Genomic DNA, 15,310 nt, shown 5'->3' with positions numbered 1-15,310 from the left:
AGACTTTTAGCATGTCCGAGCGCCTGCCTCCGGCGATTTTCCTGATGGGGCCAACAGCGGCCGGCAAGACCGATCTGGCCATCGAACTGGCGCGGGTGCTGCCGTGCGAGCTGATCAGCGTCGATTCTGCGCTGATCTATCGTGATATGGATATCGGCACGGCCAAGCCGGACAAGGCCACGCTGGCTGAGTTTCCTCACCGCTTAATCGATATTCGTGACCCGGCCGAGAGCTATTCGGCAGCCGAGTTCCGTGCCGATGCCCTGACGGCCATGGCTGAAATCACCGCGCGCGGACGTATTCCGCTGCTGGTGGGCGGCACTATGTTGTATTTCAAGGCCTTGCTTGAGGGCCTGGCCGAAATGCCCAGCGCAGATGCGGCGTTGCGCGCCGAGCTGGAGGCGCGCGCCCAGGCCGAAGGTTGGGAGGTGCTTCACGCTGAGCTGCGTGCGGTCGACCCCGAGTCCGCCGCGCGTATCCACCCTAACGACCCGCAGCGCTTGATTCGCGCCCTGGAGGTCTATCGCGTGAGTGGGCAGAGCATGACAGTACATCGTCAGCGCCAGGCTGCAGAAAATACTGCGGGTGGCGCATCGGCGGTGCGCCAATTCCCCTATACTGTGGCGCAATTGGCCATTGCCCCGGCGCAAAGGCAGCTGTTGCACGAGCGAATAGCCCTGCGATTTCGCCTGATGTTGGAACAGGGGCTGGTGGCCGAGGTCGAACGCCTGCGTCAGCGAAGTGACTTGCACGTTGGGCTACCGTCTATACGAGCGGTGGGTTATCGCCAGGTCTGGGATCATCTGGACGGCAAGTTAGATGCTGTGCAGATGCAGGAGCGGGGCATAATCGCCACGCGCCAGCTGGCCAAGCGACAGTTCACATGGTTACGCGGTTGGCAGCAGGATGTGCACTGGCTCGATAGTGCCGACTGTGACAATCTGCCGCGTGCCTTGAAATACCTGGCTGCGGTCTCCATATTGACCTGAGACCTTGCCGTTGGCCGTCTATCCTTGGGGGTATGGCGGCTTTAAGCCGTTAGTTGGTTTACTAAAATTATTGAAAAATTATCCTTAAAGGAGTGCGGCACATGTCAAAAGGGCATTCGCTACAAGACCCTTACCTGAACACCTTGCGTAAGGAACGCGTCCCGGTTTCTATTTATTTGGTTAACGGCATCAAGCTGCAGGGCCAAATCGAATCTTTCGACCAGTTCGTGATTTTGCTGAAAAACACTGTCAGCCAGATGGTCTATAAACACGCCATTTCCACTGTAGTGCCAAGCCGTCCGGTGCGTCTGCCGAGCGCCAGCGAAACCGAGCAAGCTGAAGCTGAGCCTGGTAACGCCTGATTTAGGAGGCTGCATTGTTCTTCGAGCGCCATGAAGGTGGAGAGCGGGCCATTCTGGTACATCTGGACGGCCAAAATTCCGAGGCGCGCGAGGATCCGCAGGAGTTTCAGGAGCTGGCCATCTCGGCCGGTGCTGAAACCGTCGCGTTCCTCAGTGTTCCGAGCAATCGGCTTACGGCCAAATATCTGATCGGCAGTGGCAAAGTTGAAGAGTTGCGTGATCAGGTCAAGGCTGCCGAGGCTGATCTGGTTATCTTCAACCACGTGCTTACCCCGAGCCAGGAGCGCAACCTTGAGCGCGCTTTCGAGTGTCGAGTATTGGACCGTACCGGTCTGATCCTCGACATTTTTGCTCAGCGTGCGCGTACCCATGAAGGTAAGTTGCAGGTCGAGCTGGCCCAGCTCGACCACATGAGTACGCGACTGGTGCGCGGCTGGACCCACCTTGAGCGGCAAAAGGGTGGTATCGGCCTGCGTGGCCCGGGTGAGACTCAGCTGGAAACCGACCGCCGCCTGTTGCGCGTGCGGATTCGCCAGATCAAGCAGAAACTGGAAAAAGTGCGCAGCCAGCGCGAGCAGGCTCGGCGCGGCCGCCAGCGTGCTGATATTCCTTCGGTGTCGCTGGTGGGCTACACCAACGCCGGCAAATCGACCCTGTTCAACTCCCTGACCACCTCGGATGTCTACGCGGCTGATCAGCTATTCGCCACCCTCGATCCCACCCTGCGTCGTTTGGAGCTGGATGATCTGGGGCCGATTGTACTGGCTGATACGGTGGGGTTTATCCGGCACTTGCCGCACAAGCTGGTTGAGGCCTTTCGCGCGACGCTTGAGGAATCGAGCAATTCCGACCTGCTGCTGCACGTAATCGACTCCCACGAGCCCGAGCGCGATCAACAGATCGAGCAGGTTTTGGCGGTGTTGGGTGAAATCGGTGCCCATGAGCTGCCGATGCTTGAGGTGTATAACAAGCTCGATCTGCTCGAGGGTGTGGAGCCGCAGATTCAGCGCGATGCCGACGGCAAGCCGCAGCGCGTCTGGCTGTCGGCGCGTGATGGGCGTGGTTTGCCGTTACTGCGTCAGGCGATAGCCGAGCTGTTGGGCGATGACCTGTTTGTCGGTACATTGCAGCTGCCGCAGCGCCTCGCGCGCTTGCGTGCGCAGTTTTTCGCCCTGGGTGCGGTGCAGAGCGAGTCCCACACCGAAGACGGCAGCAGTTTGCTGGCGGTGCGCTTGCCGCGGATCGAGCTAAATCGGCTGGTTAGTCGTGAAGGCTTGAAGCCGCAGGAATTTATTGAGCAACACACTTTGCAATAAAGCCTGCATCAGCGACTTTGCCGCTGGTTGCATGCATTCTGTAGCATTGGCGGGCGCGCCGTGGGCGCGTCTTTGCTTTATCAGATGGAGAGCGCTATGGCTTGGAATGAGCCGGGTGGCAACTCGAATAATCAGGACCCATGGGGTGGCCGTAAGAGCGGTGATCGCAAGGGGCCGCCGGATATCGATGAGGCCTTCCGCAAGCTGCAGGAGAGCCTGAATGGGCTGTTCGGTGGCGGCAAGAAACGAGGCAGTGAGACTGGTTCGGGCAATGGCGGCGGTTTCGGCCTGCTGTTCGTGGGCCTGGGGCTACTGGCTGCAGTCTGGCTGTACAGCGCGATCTATGTCGTTGATGAGCAGGAGCAGGCCGTGGTGCTGCGCTTCGGCAAGTATTACGAAACAGTCGGCCCGGGCCTGAATATCTATTTCCCGCCGATTGATCGCAAGTTTCAGGAAAACGTCACCCGCGAGCGCGCTTACAGCAAACAAGGGCAGATGTTGACCGAAGACGAAAACATCATCGAAGTGCCGTTGACCGTGCAGTACCGGGTCAGCAACTTGCAGGATTTCGTTCTCAACGTTGATCAGCCGGAAGTCAGTCTGCAGCATGCGACCGATAGCGCCGTGCGCCACGTGGTGGGTTCCACCGAGATGGATCAGGTGCTCACCGAAGGCCGTGAGCTGATGGCCAGTGAGGTCAAGGATCGCTTGCAGCGCTTCCTCGATAATTACCGCACCGGTATCACCGTCACTCAGGTCAACCTGCAGAGTGCGGCGGCGCCGCGCGAAGTGCAGGAAGCCTTCGATGACGTGATCCGCGCCCGTGAAGACGAGCAGCGTGAGAAGAACCAGGCGGAAACCTACGCCAATGGTGTGGTGCCGGAAGCCCGTGGTCAGGCGCAGCGCCTGATTGAGGATGCCAGCGGTTATCGCGACGAAGTGGTTTCTCGCGCACAGGGTGAGGCGGATCGCTTCACTGCATTGGTGACCGAGTACCGCAAGGCGCCAGAGGTCACTCGCGAACGTCTGTATCTGGACACCATGCAAGAGCTGATGAGCAATACCAGCAAGGTGCTGGTGACTGGCGACAAGGGGCAGAACAACCTGCTTTATCTGCCGCTGGACAAGATGATTGATGGCCGCAGCACGTCCGCGCCTAGCTCGATATCTGGTGCTGCGGGTACTGCAGACGCCGGCTCGCGGGTAACCATCGATCCGCGTCAGGTTGAACTGCGTACAAGGGAGAGCCGTTGATGAGCAATAAATCGCTGATCGCCCTTATTGTTGGCGTGGTGCTGGCGCTGGTCGCCTGGAATAGCTTCTATATCGTGTCGCAGACTGAGCGTGCGGTGCTGTTGCAGTTTGGTCGTATCGTCCAGCCGGACGTGCAGCCGGGCCTGCATGTGAAGATTCCGTACGTCAACCAGGTGCGCAAGTTCGATGCGCGTCTGCTGACTTTGGATTCCAGCAGCTCGCGTTTCCTAACGCTGGAAAAGAAAGCGCTGATGGTTGATGCCTTCGCCAAATGGCGAGTGCTTGACGCTGAGCGTTTCTACACTGCGACGTCCGGTATGAAGCAGATTGCCGACGAGCGTCTGGCGCGTCGTCTTGAAGCGTCGCTGCGTGACCAGTTCGGTAAGCGCACCCTGCATGAGTCGGTATCCGGCGAGCGCGATGCGCTGATGGCAGACGTGACCGCTTCCTTGAACCGGGCTGCGCAGAAAGAGCTGGGTATCGAGGTTGTGGACGTGCGCGTCAAGGCCATCGACCTGCCGAAGGAAGTGAATCGCAGTGTGTTCGATCGCATGAGCTCCGAGCGTGAGCGTGAGGCTCGTGAGCACCGCGCCAAGGGTAAGGAGCTGGCCGAAGGTATTCGCGCCGATGCCGACCGTCAGCGTCGCGTGTTGCTCGCAGATGCCTACCGTCAAGCTGAAGAGCTGCGCGGTGCGGGCGATGCCCAGGCCGCTGCGATCTACTCCAAGGCGTATGGCATGGACCAGGAGTTCTATTCGTTCTATCGCAGCCTGAGGGCTTATCGCGAGAGCTTCGCTGATAAGCGTGATGTGCTGGTGCTGGATCCGAGTAGCGACTTCTTCCGCTATCTGGAGAAGTCCAAGCCTTGAGTCATCACCCCGGCGGGCAGCCGCCGGGGTGATCCTTTCGGAAAACGTGGTATGATGCGGCAGCCGGGAAAATCCCGGCTTTTTTGCGTCTGTGGGAAGCATGTGGCAGGAATTAGGCATCGCGTTGTGTCTCGTGTTGGTGCTGGAAGGCATCCTGCCCTTTCTGTGTCCGCGCCATTGGCGTGACACGCTTTTACAACTGATGCAGTTGTCTGATAGGCAGCTGCGTCTGCTGGGGTTGGCCAGCATGCTGCTGGGAACAACTGTTCTTTATTGGCTTCACTGAAGGCTTGTGCCGCCCGGTTCAAGAGGGGAATGGCTAAATGGCAACGGTAGACCGCTGGCTACTGCCAGATGGCATCGAAGAAGTACTGCCGCCGTACGCAGGGCGTATCGAAGTGGCGCGCCGCCAGGTTCTGGATCTGTTCCAGCGCTGGGGCTATGAATTTGTGGTCACTCCACATATCGAGTACCTGGAATCGCTGCTGACTGGCGCTGGCCAGGACTTGGATCTGCGCACCTTCAAGGTGACCGATCCGTTGTCCGGCCGGCAGATGGGCTTTCGTGCCGACATTACGCCGCAGGTGGCGCGTATTGATGCGCATACCCTGCGCCGTGAAGGGCCGAGCCGTCTATGCTATGCCGGTAGCGTGGTGCATGCTCAGCCGCGTGCGTTGACGACTTCGCGCAGCCCGATTCAGCTGGGTGCTGAGCTGTATGGTGACGCCAGCCCGGCCAGCGATGTGGAAGTGATCAGCCTGCTGGTCAACACCCTTGAGCTGGCTGCGGTACCGGATGTGCATATGGACCTTGGTCATGTCGGTATCTATCGCGGTCTGGCGCGCGCCGCCGAGCTGTCTGGCGAGGTCGAGCAGCAGTTGTTCGACGCGCTGCAGCGCAAGGCGCTGGATGAGGTCGTTGAGCTGACTGAAACCCTGCCGGATGACCTGCGCAAAATGCTGCGCGCGCTTAGCGAGCTGTGCGGCGGTCGTGAAGTGCTGGACCTGGCTCAGGCCTGCCTGGTCGATGCGCCGGACGATGTGCATGCGGCGCTGGATGACCTGATGGCGATTGCCGATGCGCTGAGCTTGCGCTACCCGGAATTACCGCTGTACTTCGATCTGGGCGAGCTGCGCGGTTATCACTATCACACCGGCGTAGTGTTCGCGGCCTTCGTCCCTGGTGTGGGTTATGCCATCGCCCAGGGCGGCCGTTATGACGACATCGGCGCTGATTTTGGTCGCGCGCGTCCGGCGACAGGCTTCTCCACCGACCTGAAAACCCTGGTAAGCCTGGGGCAGATGCAGTTGGGTGAAGAGCCTGCTGGTGTCTGGGCTCCGGATAACCATGATGTGTTTTTGTGGCAGGCGATTGTGCGCTTGCGCCAGGACGGTCAGCGCGTGGTTCAGGCATTGCCTGGGCAGGTCGCGGCTGACGCCGAGGCTGCAGGCTGTGATCGTCAGCTGCTGTTGCGTGATGGCCGCTGGCAGTTAGCTGCGCTGACAGCCTGAGCGGCAAGGCGAAAAGTTTCCGTCGGCTATGGCCGGCATCAAGTTTGCGAAGAGGGTTAGTGTTATGGGTAAGAATGTCGTAGTCCTGGGTACCCAGTGGGGCGATGAAGGCAAGGGCAAGATCGTCGACCTGCTGACCGAACAGGCTGCAGCTGTTGTGCGTTACCAGGGTGGTCACAATGCTGGCCACACCCTGGTAATCGACGGCGAAAAAACCGTTCTGCACCTGATCCCCTCCGGCATCCTGCGCGAAAACGTGCAGTGCCTGATTGGCAACGGCGTGGTGGTTGCGCCTGATGCGCTGATGCGTGAAATCATCAAGCTGGAAGAGAAGGGTGTGCCGGTGCGCGAGCGTCTGCGTATCAGCCCGTCCTGCCCGCTGATCCTGCCGTACCACGTGGCCCTCGATCAGGCCCGTGAGAAAGCCCGTGGCGATGCCAAGATCGGCACCACCGGCCGTGGCATTGGCCCTGCTTATGAAGACAAGGTGGCGCGTCGCGGCCTGCGCATTGGTGATCTGTTCCACCGTGAGCGTTTCGCCGCCAAGCTCGGTGAGCTGCTGGATTACCATAACTTCGTACTGGTCAATTACTACAAAGAGCCGGCCATCGACTTCCAGAAGACGCTCGACGAGTGCATGGAATACGCCGAGCTGCTCAAGCCGATGATGACCGACGTGACCGCCGTGCTGCACGACATGCGTCGTGAGGGCAAAGACATCATGTTCGAAGGTGCTCAGGGCTCGCTGCTGGATATTGACCACGGTACCTACCCCTACGTCACCAGCTCCAACACCACAGCGGGCGGCATCGCCACCGGTTCCGGTTTTGGTCCGATGTACCTGGATTACATCCTCGGTATCACCAAGGCCTACACCACCCGTGTGGGTTCGGGGCCGTTTCCTACTGAGCTGTTCGACGAAACCGGCGCGTTCCTTGCCAAGCGTGGCCACGAATTTGGCTCCACCACCGGTCGTGCGCGTCGTTGCGGTTGGTTTGATGCGGTGATCCTGCGTCGCGCCATCGAGATCAACAGCATCTCCGGCCTATGTCTGACCAAGCTCGACGTGCTCGACGGCCTGGAAACCATCCGTATCTGCGTGGGCTATAAAGATCAGAACGGCGACGTGTTGGTTGATGCGCCGACTGATGCCGACAGCTACCTGGGTCTGCAGCCGGTCTACGAAGAAATGCCAGGCTGGAGCGAATCGACCTTGGGCGCGAAAACCCTGGAAGAGCTGCCAGCGGCTGCGCGTGCCTACATCAAGCGTGTGGAAGAGTTGGTCGGTGCGCCGATTGATATCGTTTCCACCGGCCCGGACCGCAACGAGACTATTGTGTTGCGTCATCCGTTTGCCTGATAGTCACAGGTAGTGCACAAAGGGTCGCCAATTGGCGGCCCTTTGTCGTTTCTGGTCCGCGTAAAAATATCCGAGCTAGCCTTTATAAATCAGCTTCCCCGCCGTTATAGGCATTACCGCTGTTAGGAGTGTCTGCCGTGTTTGCCATTATTTCTGTGCTGCGCAGTCGTTTGTTGTTGCCGGTGTTTCTGGCGCTGGGCGTGGCCTTGTTGGTGCAAGTCATTGTGGCTGTGGCGTTGACCCGGACCACGGTGGCAACGCTTGAGGCAGATTTGGCCAAAGGCATGCAGTCCGATACGGCGCGATTGGTAGACGAGCTGACTAAAGCTGGTGATGAAGTGCGTGGCGGTCTGGATGGCCTCTCCGCCAGCACCCAGGCGCAGTTGGCCAAAGGCCTTTCTACCCGGCTGGCCGAGGAGCAGGCGCAAATTCGTGGCGTATTGGACAGCAATCTTAAGCGTTCGGCGGACGAGCTGGCGCAGCTGCTATCGGCCGTTGCGCCAAAGGCTATCTGGGATGCCGATGTGCCCGCGCTCACTGAGTTAGTCCGTGGAGCGCATCGCAATCCAGCGGTGCTATTTGCGGTGTACCTCGATGCGCAAGGCGAACGGCTGACACGCCATCTCAATCGGCAGGACGCACGTGTACGTGCCTTGATGGCCAAGGGGGAAGGTGGTGGCGCACTGGATAAGGTGCTGCAGGCTGCCGCCAATGATCCTGGCGTGTATATCGCCGAGGCGACGATCAGTCCGATGGGGTCGGATATCGGCAAGGTTCTTTTGGGGGTTTCTACTGCGTCGGTGGATGAGGAGCTGGCGAAGCTGGATCAGCGTTTCGTCAGTTTGATCGACAGCAGTGGGCAGTTGGTTTCAGACAGTTTAAGTGGTGCGGCCACTAGCAGTGCGGACGCTCTGGCTGCTCGATTGAGTGTTGCGCGTGAGGCGGCTGGCGGTATGGAGCAGAGCAGTCGTCAGGTGGTGCAGCAGGCTGCAGCTGGTTTGCGTTGGAATATCAGCATGGGCCTTGCTGTCGTGGCACTGCTGATTCTGTTGGTATTGGCCTTGGTGCTCGGGCGGCGAGTAGTCAGCAAGCTGCATACCTTGATTGCGGTGTTGAATGACTGGGCGGCCGGCGAGGGGGATCTGACCCGTCGGGTCGAACTCAATAGCCGTGATGAAATTGGCGACATGGCGGCGGCGGTCAATCGCTTCGTCGCCAAGTTGCAGCCGATTGTGCGCGAGGCGGGTGAGGTGGCATCACTCACCGGGCAAGAAATTGGCAGTCTTGCTTCGCGCAGTGCTGCAGCTGAGTCAGCGGCCGAGCGTCAGCGTGATGAGGTCGCCGGTAGTTTGCAGGCGTTGGCTGAAATGGCCAGCGAAGCGCAGGCGGAAAGCCATGCTATGCGCGAGGCCTTGCAGCGCGTTGGTGCGATTCGTCAGGCTGCTGATGACAATGCTGCGATTGCGCTGCGCGTGGGGGGCTCGATCGAAGAGTTGGTGAGGCGTGTGGAAACGGGGGCTTCGGTCATCGAGCGGCTGGCCAAGCAGAGTGAGCAGATTGAAGTGGTGCTAACGGTGATTCGCTCAATTGCTGAGCAAACCAACTTATTGGCCCTGAATGCGGCCATTGAGGCGGCCCGGGCGGGCGAGAGTGGTCGCGGTTTTGCTGTGGTGGCCGATGAGGTGCGCGCGCTGGCCAGTAAGACGCAGCAGTCCACTGGCGATATTCAGACCCATATCGGCGCATTGCAGCAGGGTGCACGCGAAGCGGTTGAGGCTATTAGTCAGGCCGGTAAGCAGGCTGATCAAGGCTTATCGGCCCTGCGCGAAAGTGCGCGAGTGCAGCAGTCGGTGCGTGAGGCGGTGGAGGAAGTGCACGGCGCGATCAATGCCGCGACAGAGGCGGCTGCGCATCAGGCGGAGGGGGCTGATGCCGTGCGTGGGCGTGTTGAGGTTATTCATGTTGAGGCGCAGCGCGCGGCTGAGGCTGTTGCGGCTACGGCCAATAGCGGTCGCGTGTTGGATGGCTTGGCGAAGAAGCTTAAAGCCAGTTTGGGTCAGTTTCGCGTTTAGGCCGATTCAGGGTGGGCGCACCTGAGCGCCCACCAAGTTGTTTACGCGTCTGGGGGTTAAATCGCAGGCAATAAAAAACCGAGCCAGTGGCTCGGTTTTTTTGAATTGGTGCCCAGGAGAAGACTCGAACTTCCACGACCGTAAGGTCACCAGCACCTGAAGCTGGCGTGTCTACCAATTTCACCACCTGGGCATTGATTGCAAAACTTGCTTATTTGCTATCAACTACAACTTGGTTAACTTCGTTTCCCGTCGTTGTGGCGCGCATAATACGGATCGGGTTTTTACTTGTAAACCCCTGTTGTTAAAAAATTTTATTCTGTGTGCCGTGCTGACCTGGACAGTGGTTTCGCGCTTCAATAGGCACATGGCAAACCGAATTTGTGTAGATAAGGTGAATTACCTCTAATGGCCGATTGGCAATCCCTCGATCCCGAGGCCGCTCGTGAAGCGGAAAAATACGAAAACCCCATTCCAAGTCGTGAGCTGATTCTTAAGCACTTGGATGAGCGCGGCTCTCCAGCAGCTCGCGAAGAGCTGGCCGATGAGTTCGGCATGGCTACTGAAGAGCAGCTTGAAGCGCTGCGTCGTCGTCTGCGCGCCATGGAGCGCGATGGTCAACTGATCTATACCCGTCGCGGCACCTATGCCCCGGTCGACAAGCTCGACCTGATCCTGGGTCGCGTCAGCGGTCATCGCGATGGCTTTGGCTTTCTGGTGCCGGATGACGGCAGTGATGACCTGTTCCTGAGTCCTGCGCAAATGCGCCTGGTGTTCGATGGTGACCGTGCGTTGGCGCGGGTTTCCGGCCTCGATCGTCGTGGTCGTCGTGAAGGTGCGGTGGTTGAGGTGATCTCTCGTGCCCACGAAAGCATTGTTGGCCGCTATTACGAAGAAAGCGGCGTTGGCTTTGTTGTGGCCGATAACCCGAAAATTCAGCAAGAAGTGCTGGTGACGCCAGGGCGTAATGCCGGCGCCAAACAGGGTCAGTTTGTTGAGGTGAAAATTACTCACTGGCCGACTACGCGCTTCCAGCCCCAGGGCGACGTGGTTGAGGTGGTTGGCAACTACATGGCGCCCGGTATGGAAATCGACGTTGCATTGCGCAGCTACGACATTCCCCACGTCTGGCCGGACGCGGTTGTAAAAGAAGCGCACAAGCTCAAGCCAGAAGTTGAAGAGAAGGACAAAGAAAAGCGTATCGACCTACGCCACCTACCGTTCGTCACCATTGATGGTGAAGACGCGCGCGACTTCGATGATGCGGTGTATTGCGAGAAAAACGGCAGCAACTGGCGGCTGTTTTCCGGCGGCTGGAAGCTCTATGTCGCCATCGCTGACGTTTCGCATTATGTGAAAATCGATTCGGCGTTGGATGCCGAGGCTCAGGTGCGTGGCAATTCGGTGTACTTCCCGGAGCGGGTAATCCCGATGCTGCCGGAAGAATTGTCCAACGGGCTGTGCTCGCTGAACCCGCATGTCGATCGTCTGGCCATGGTCTGTGAGATCAGTATCTCCAAGACCGGCAAGATGACCGACTACCAGTTCTATGAGGCGGTGATCCACTCCCATGCGCGTCTGACCTACAACAAGGTCAGCGCTATGCTTGAGCAGCCGAAAAGCAGCGAAGGTAAGGCGCTGCGTGGCGAGTACAAAGAAGTGCTGCCGCACCTCAAGCAGCTGTACTCGCTGTACCAAGTGTTGCTGGCTGCGCGCCATGAGCGCGGGGCCATTGATTTTGAAACCCAGGAAACCCGGATCATCTTCGGGGCTGGACGTAAGATTGCCGAGATTCGCCCAACCCAGCGTAACGATGCACACAAGTTGATCGAAGAATGCATGCTGGCTGCCAACGTGGCCACCGCTGCGTTTATGCAGAAGCATGAAATTCCGGCACTGTATCGCGTGCATGATTGCCCGCCGCCGGAGCGTGTGGAGAAGCTCAAAGCATTCCTCACCGAGCTGGGGCTGTCGCTGCATCGCGGCAAGTCGAAGGACGGTCCGTCGCCCAAGGATTACCAGCTGCTGCTGGAAAGTATCCGCGAACGTCCGGATTACCACCTGATCCAGACTGTGATGCTGCGCTCGCTCAGTCAGGCGGTTTATAGCGCCGACAATCAGGGCCACTTCGGCCTGAATTACGAGGCATATGCGCACTTCACTTCGCCGATTCGTCGCTACCCGGACCTGCTGATCCATCGGGCGATTCGCAGCGTGGTTCGCTCCAAGCTCGACACTCCGCACGTCAAGCGTGCCGGTGCGGCGATCATGCCGCGGGCGCGGATCTACCCATACGACGATGCGATTCTTGAGCAGCTTGGCGAGCAGTGCTCGATGTCCGAGCGCCGCGCCGATGAGGCGACTCGCGATGTAGTGAACTGGCTCAAATGCGAGTTTATGAAGGATCGCGTCGGCGAAACGTTCCCGGGTGTGATCACGGCGGTGACAGGCTTTGGTCTGTTCGTTGAGTTGAAGGACATTTACGTCGAGGGTCTGGTGCACGTCACCGCCTTGCCGGGCGATTACTACCACTTCGACCCTGTACATCACCGCCTGGCGGGCGAGCGCAGTGGTCGCAGTTTCCGTCTGGGTGATAGCGTTGAGGTCAAGGTCATGCGCGTCGATCTGGACGAGCGCAAGATCGACTTTGAACTGGCTGAAGGTAAAACGGCTATGCCGGCCGGTCAGCGCCGTGGTGGTTTTGAATCGGCTGCGGGTAAAACCGGGCGTCGCGGCGAGCGTGCTGCGCCAGGTAATACCGATGTGGAAAAGAGCCGTGCGCTGAAAAAGTCGCTGCTCAGTGATTCGAAGAGCAAGGCCGGCAAGGGCGCTGCCAAGAGTGAGTCTGCCAAACCAGCCAGCAAGTCAGGTAAGCCAGGTGCGCACCGCAAGGGCGCTCCGGCTGGTGGGGCGCCGGCGTCAGGCGGTGCACGCAAGCGTAAGGCGAAGTCATGAGTCAGCTGGAGAAAATCTACGGCGTGCATGCTGTAGAAGCGCTGCTGCGTCACCATCCAAAGCGGGTTAAGCAAATCTGGCTAGCCGAAGGGCGTAATGATCCGCGCGTGCAGGTGCTGCTGGCGCTGGCGGCGGATGCGCGGGTGTCTGTTGGTCAGTGTGAGCGCCGTGAGATGGATGCCTGGGTCGAGGGTGGTGTGCATCAGGGCGTAGTCGCCGATGTCAGCCCCAGTCAGGTCTGGGGCGAGGCGATGCTCGACGAGCTGCTCGACCGCACCGAAGGTGCGCCTCTGCTGCTGGTGCTCGACGGCGTGACCGATCCGCACAATCTCGGTGCTTGTCTGCGGACCGCTGATGCGGCGGGTGCGCTGGCGGTGATTGTGCCGAAGGACAAGTCCGCCACGCTCAACGCTACCGTGCGTAAAGTCGCCTGCGGCGCAGCAGAGGTGATCCCGCTAGTTGCAGTGACCAATCTGGCGCGCAGTCTGGAGAAACTCCAGCAGCGCGGCCTGTGGGTTGTGGGTACGGCCGGTGAAGCTGAGATGGAGTTGTATGAGCATGACCTGACTGGGCCGACTGTGCTGATCATGGGGGCTGAAGGCAAAGGTATGCGTCGCCTGACCCGTGAGCATTGCGATTACCTGGTCAAGTTGCCGATGGCAGGTAGCGTTAGCAGCCTCAATGTGTCGGTTGCGACCGGTGTGTGTCTGTTCGAGGCATTGCGCCAGCGCAAGGCTGGTGGCAAGAAATAATGCGCAGCGGGCGCCTGCAAGGCGCCCGCTGCCGTTGACCTCGGCAATGACTTTTCTGTCCGCGCAATCGCGCAGCATTGTTCAAATAATCACCAGTTCACCTTGCGTGTAGCAGGGGGCTTCACTAGAATGTCGCCCCTTGCCGCGACGGCAGGTGCTTTTGCGCCTTTCTGTTACAGCAAGACAAACAAGTGAAATTCACTCCTTGCCTGACCGCATTTCGCGGCAGGCTACAACCCGTAAGGAGCATTTATGCGTCATTACGAAATCATCTTTCTGGTTCACCCGGACCAGAGCGAGCAAGTCGGCGGCATGGTTGAGCGTTACACCAAGCTGATCGAAGAAGACGGCGGCAAGATTCACCGCCTGGAAGATTGGGGCCGTCGTCAGCTGGCTTACGCCATCAACAACGTCCACAAAGCTCACTACGTGATGCTTAACGTTGAGTGCACCGGTAAAGCCCTGGCTGAGCTGGAAGACAACTTCCGTTACAACGATGCCGTGATCCGTAACCTGGTCATCCGTCGCGACGAGGCCGTTACTGACCAGTCCGAGATGCTCAAGGCCGAAGAAAACCGCAGTGAGCGCCGTGAGCGTCGTGACCGTCCTGACAACGCCGATTCTGTTGATGGCGATGACAGCGACAACAACGACAGCGACAACGCTGACGAGTAATCCACGGATCTATTGAGGAGCCACTCTCATGGCACGTTTCTTCCGTCGTCGTAAATTCTGCCGTTTCACCGCAGAAGAAGTGAAAGAGATCGATTTCAAAGATCTCAACACGCTGAAAGCTTACATCTCGGAAACCGGCAAGATCGTTCCTAGCCGTATCACCGGTACTAAGGCTCGTTATCAGCGTCAGCTGGCTACCGCTATCAAGCGCGCCCGCTTCCTGGCCCTGCTGCCTTACACCGACAGCCACGGCCGCTGAGACCGGATGTTCGACAAGAAGTAAGGGATAGATCGCATGCGCGCCATAGCTGAATTCATTATGCGCGGCCGTATGCAGGCCACTCTCGTAGTGGTGGTTTCTGCGGCGTTGCCGCTGTTGTTCTGGTTGAGTGCTGCCGCTGGAAGCCTGGTGCTTCTGCGGCGCGGTTGGAGTGATGCCGCTGGCATCCTCGCCTGGGCCCTGCTGCCGGCCATTGGCTGGTGGTATTTCGGTGAGCCGCGCACCCTGTTGGTGTTGCTCGGTGCGCTGGGATTGGCGTTGTTGTTACGCGCCAACCTGTCCTGGAATCGTGTGCTGCTGTGCAGTGTGGCATTGGGCCTGGTGTATGGGCTGGTCTTGGGTGCGGTGTTCCGCGAACCCATCGAAGCAATAGCGCTTGAGCTGCAAAAGCTGATGCCGCAAATGCTTGATGGGGTTCACCAACAGATGTCGGTGGATGAGCGAGCGCGCCTGGATAGCCTGATTGCACCGGTACTGACCGGATTGATCGCGGCGTTGTTGCAGATAGTCAGCTTGTTGAGCCTGATGCTTGGGCGCTTCTGGCAGGCGCAGTTGTATAACCCGGGTGGCTTCGGTCGCGAATTTCGCGCACTACGCCTCCCCACCCCGCTGGCGATGTTGCTGCTGGTCGGCATGCTGTTGGGGCCCAATCTGGGTCCACAAATGGCCATGTTGACGCCGTTGTGCAGTGTGCCGTTGGCGTTTGCGGGCATCGCCCTGTTGCATGGGATGGTGGCGCAAGGTCGGTTAGGTAAGTTCTGGCTGGTTGGGTTGTACATCACGTTGTTGCTGTTTATGCAGCTGACTTATCCGTTACTGGTGGTTTTGGCCATTGTCGACAGTCTGCTTGATTTTCGTGGTCGCTTTGAGCGCAAACAAGGCTCGGGCCCTGCGAACGGTGAAGGTTAAAAGTTA

Annotated in this window: 14 protein-coding genes and 1 tRNA gene; 14 read left to right on the top strand and 1 reads right to left on the bottom strand. The window is 59.0% G+C overall.

Going from position 1 to position 15,310, the window contains the following annotated elements; all coding sequences use genetic code 11:
* Window positions 1-11: 11 nt before the first annotated feature.
* The 9 genes from miaA to ALTER154_RS05985 all read left to right on the top strand — a co-directional run bounded on the left by miaA (window position 12) and on the right by ALTER154_RS05985 (window position 9,733).
* Complete coding sequence (gene miaA, locus ALTER154_RS06025; protein ID WP_160085657.1) at window positions 12-989, top strand: tRNA (adenosine(37)-N6)-dimethylallyltransferase MiaA; 978 nt, start codon at window positions 12-14, stop codon at window positions 987-989.
* Window positions 990-1,090: 101 nt separating this feature from the next.
* On the top strand, window positions 1,091-1,351 hold the full coding sequence (gene hfq, locus ALTER154_RS06020) for an RNA chaperone Hfq (protein WP_090249679.1): 261 nt from the start codon (window positions 1,091-1,093) through the stop codon (window positions 1,349-1,351).
* A gap of 14 nt (window positions 1,352-1,365) precedes the next feature.
* Complete coding sequence (gene hflX / locus ALTER154_RS06015; protein WP_090249674.1) at window positions 1,366-2,667, top strand: ribosome rescue GTPase HflX; 1,302 nt, start codon at window positions 1,366-1,368, stop codon at window positions 2,665-2,667.
* A 96-nt stretch (window positions 2,668-2,763) separates the two neighbouring features.
* Window positions 2,764-3,921: an FtsH protease activity modulator HflK gene (gene hflK, locus ALTER154_RS06010; RefSeq protein WP_160085656.1), complete on the top strand. Its 1,158-nt coding sequence runs from the start codon at window positions 2,764-2,766 to the stop codon at window positions 3,919-3,921.
* Complete coding sequence (gene hflC, locus ALTER154_RS06005; protein ID WP_160085655.1) at window positions 3,921-4,790, top strand: protease modulator HflC; 870 nt, start codon at window positions 3,921-3,923, stop codon at window positions 4,788-4,790. Before hflK ends, hflC begins: the two co-directional genes overlap by 1 nt.
* A 100-nt stretch (window positions 4,791-4,890) precedes the next feature.
* Complete coding sequence (locus ALTER154_RS06000) at window positions 4,891-5,076, top strand: DUF2065 domain-containing protein (protein WP_090249667.1); 186 nt, start codon at window positions 4,891-4,893, stop codon at window positions 5,074-5,076.
* Between the two features lie 37 nt (window positions 5,077-5,113).
* Window positions 5,114-6,301 (top strand): ATP phosphoribosyltransferase regulatory subunit, encoded by a 1,188-nt coding sequence (locus tag ALTER154_RS05995; RefSeq protein WP_160085654.1) that lies wholly within the window; start codon window positions 5,114-5,116, stop codon window positions 6,299-6,301.
* A 64-nt stretch (window positions 6,302-6,365) separates the two neighbouring features.
* Window positions 6,366-7,661, top strand: coding sequence for an adenylosuccinate synthase (locus tag ALTER154_RS05990; protein WP_160085653.1), 1,296 nt, complete (start codon window positions 6,366-6,368; stop codon window positions 7,659-7,661).
* A 137-nt stretch (window positions 7,662-7,798) separates the two neighbouring features.
* Window positions 7,799-9,733, top strand: a complete 1,935-nt coding sequence (locus ALTER154_RS05985) for a methyl-accepting chemotaxis protein (protein WP_160085652.1) — start codon at window positions 7,799-7,801, stop codon at window positions 9,731-9,733.
* Between the two features lie 106 nt (window positions 9,734-9,839).
* Here the strand turns inward: ALTER154_RS05985 and ALTER154_RS05980 are convergent.
* A tRNA-Leu gene (locus ALTER154_RS05980) sits at window positions 9,840-9,926 on the bottom strand.
* 215 nt (window positions 9,927-10,141) lie between these two features.
* Here ALTER154_RS05980 and rnr point away from each other — a divergent pair.
* The 5 genes from rnr to ALTER154_RS05955 all read left to right on the top strand — a co-directional run bounded on the left by rnr (window position 10,142) and on the right by ALTER154_RS05955 (window position 15,304).
* Window positions 10,142-12,688 carry a ribonuclease R gene (gene rnr, locus ALTER154_RS05975; protein WP_160085651.1) on the top strand — a complete coding sequence of 849 codons (2,547 nt, stop codon included), beginning with the start codon at window positions 10,142-10,144 and terminating at the stop codon, window positions 12,686-12,688.
* Window positions 12,685-13,440 carry a 23S rRNA (guanosine(2251)-2'-O)-methyltransferase RlmB gene (rlmB, locus tag ALTER154_RS05970; protein WP_160085650.1) on the top strand — a complete coding sequence of 252 codons (756 nt, stop codon included), beginning with the start codon at window positions 12,685-12,687 and terminating at the stop codon, window positions 13,438-13,440. Before rnr ends, rlmB begins: the two co-directional genes overlap by 4 nt.
* Before the next feature lie 252 nt (window positions 13,441-13,692).
* The gene (gene rpsF / locus ALTER154_RS05965) at window positions 13,693-14,115 is read left to right on the top strand and encodes a 30S ribosomal protein S6 (protein ID WP_090249650.1); all 423 of its coding nucleotides are present in this window, start codon (window positions 13,693-13,695) and stop codon (window positions 14,113-14,115) included.
* Between the two features lie 28 nt (window positions 14,116-14,143).
* Complete coding sequence (rpsR, locus tag ALTER154_RS05960; RefSeq protein WP_069519637.1) at window positions 14,144-14,374, top strand: 30S ribosomal protein S18; 231 nt, start codon at window positions 14,144-14,146, stop codon at window positions 14,372-14,374.
* Between the two features lie 36 nt (window positions 14,375-14,410).
* Window positions 14,411-15,304, top strand: a complete 894-nt coding sequence (locus tag ALTER154_RS05955; protein WP_160085649.1) for a hypothetical protein — start codon at window positions 14,411-14,413, stop codon at window positions 15,302-15,304.
* Window positions 15,305-15,310: the final 6 nt, after the last annotated feature.

Source organism: Pseudomonas sp. 9AZ, from assembly GCF_902506525.1.
Taxonomy (GTDB): Bacteria; Pseudomonadota; Gammaproteobacteria; order Pseudomonadales; family Pseudomonadaceae; genus Aquipseudomonas; species Aquipseudomonas peli.
Note: the sequence above shows the minus strand (reverse complement) of the source record. Positions and strands in the feature narration are given on the sequence as shown.